Origin of the sequence: Citrobacter sp. wls827 (assembly GCF_005280875.1) — a bacterium.
In the GTDB taxonomy this organism is placed as follows: domain Bacteria; phylum Pseudomonadota; class Gammaproteobacteria; order Enterobacterales; family Enterobacteriaceae; genus Citrobacter; species Citrobacter youngae.
The window spans coordinates 490,061-491,482 of sequence record NZ_SZWR01000001.1 but is presented as its reverse complement, the minus strand read 5'-3'; the positions used below and the strand labels follow the sequence as shown (position 1 = coordinate 491,482).

At 52.3% G+C, this 1,422-nt stretch carries 2 protein-coding genes; one reads left to right on the top strand and one right to left on the bottom strand.

Features of this window, described 5'->3' with window-relative positions:
- Positions 1–88 precede the first annotated feature (88 nt).
- Positions 89–1,204, top strand: a complete 1,116-nt coding sequence (adrA, locus tag FDX03_RS02305) for a diguanylate cyclase AdrA (RefSeq protein WP_086523602.1) — start codon at positions 89–91, stop codon at positions 1,202–1,204.
- 14 nt (positions 1,205–1,218) lie between these two features.
- Here adrA and FDX03_RS22945 read toward each other — a convergent pair.
- The coding region (locus FDX03_RS22945) for a pyrroline-5-carboxylate reductase dimerization domain-containing protein (RefSeq protein WP_283204881.1) at positions 1,219–1,422 on the bottom strand (204 nt) is incomplete at its 5' end.

The following is a 1,422-nucleotide window of genomic DNA, read 5'->3' as shown; positions in this document are numbered from 1 at the left end:
ATACGGGTGAGCGGATAAAATCGCTCACCCGAAATATCATACTTCCGCCGCCAGACCCCTTTCTATAATTTGGGAAATTTGTTTCAGAATATTCCCAAATACGATGAATGATGAAAACTTTTATCAAAAGAAGGCCGTACCGAATGAAGCATTTATATCGCTTCATCAAAACGACCACCAACGTTCCGGTCTGCGATTTGCCCGACGGATAAGACTGCCTCGCGCAGTCGGGCTGGGGGGAATGTTTTTCCCCATTGCGTCGGTATTAGTCTCGCAACCCATAACCGGAGGTTGGTGGCTGTTACTGGTGGGATGGGCGTTTGTCTGGCCGCACCTGGCGTGGCAGTTGGCGAGCAAAGCGGAAGATCCGCTGTACAGTGAATTTACGAATATTAAAACCGATGCGATCCTCGCTGGCATGTGGGTGGGGATCATGGGGGCAAACCTGCTGCCATCCACGGCGCTACTGATGATTATCTGCATTAACCTGATGGGCGCAGGTGGGGTGCGATTATTCATCGCTGGCGTCGTGTTGATGGTGGTTTCATGTCTGGTGACGCTACAGTTAACGGATATTCAGGTCGTGTTTAGCAGTACGCAACTGAGCGTACTGTTGTCACTGCCGGTACTGGTGATTTACCCGCTGCTGTTTGCCTGGGTTAGCTACCAGACGGTGATCAAATTGGCGGAGCATAAACGCCGTCTGCAGGTAATGAGTACGCGGGATGGAATGACCGGCGTTTATAATCGGCGCCATTGGGAGCTACTGCTGCGCAATGAATTTGATAATTGCCGTCGTCAGCAACGTGATGCCACGCTGCTTATTATCGATATCGACCATTTTAAGAGCATCAATGATACCTGGGGTCATGATGTTGGGGATCAGGCGATTGTTGCGCTGACGCGTCAGTTGCAAATGACGCTGCGCGGCAGTGATGTGATTGGGCGTTTTGGTGGTGATGAGTTTGCGGTAATTATGTGCGGAACACCTGCAGCCAGCGCCATCGCAGCGATGTCGCGCGTCCATGAACGACTTAGCCAGTTACGCTTGTCCTGTGCTCCGCAAGTAGCCCTGCGGATTAGCGTCGGTGTTGCTCCGCTGACTTCTGAAACAGAGCACTACCGGGAGTGGTTGAAGTCAGCGGATATGGCGCTTTACAAAGCAAAGAATGCCGGACGTAACCGTACTGAAGCGGCGGCCTGACGTCCGACTTGCACTCAGGATTTGCTGAGTTTCTCTGATTGTTCCATGCACTTAACCATCGCTTCGATGACTGATGAACGGAAGCCGCGTTCTTCGAGGACGCGCACTGCCTCAATGGTGGTTCCGCCAGGCGAGCACACCATATCTTTTAGTTCTCCAGGATGTTTACCCGTTTCCAGTACCATCTTCGCCGATCCCATGACCGCCTGTGCCGCGAA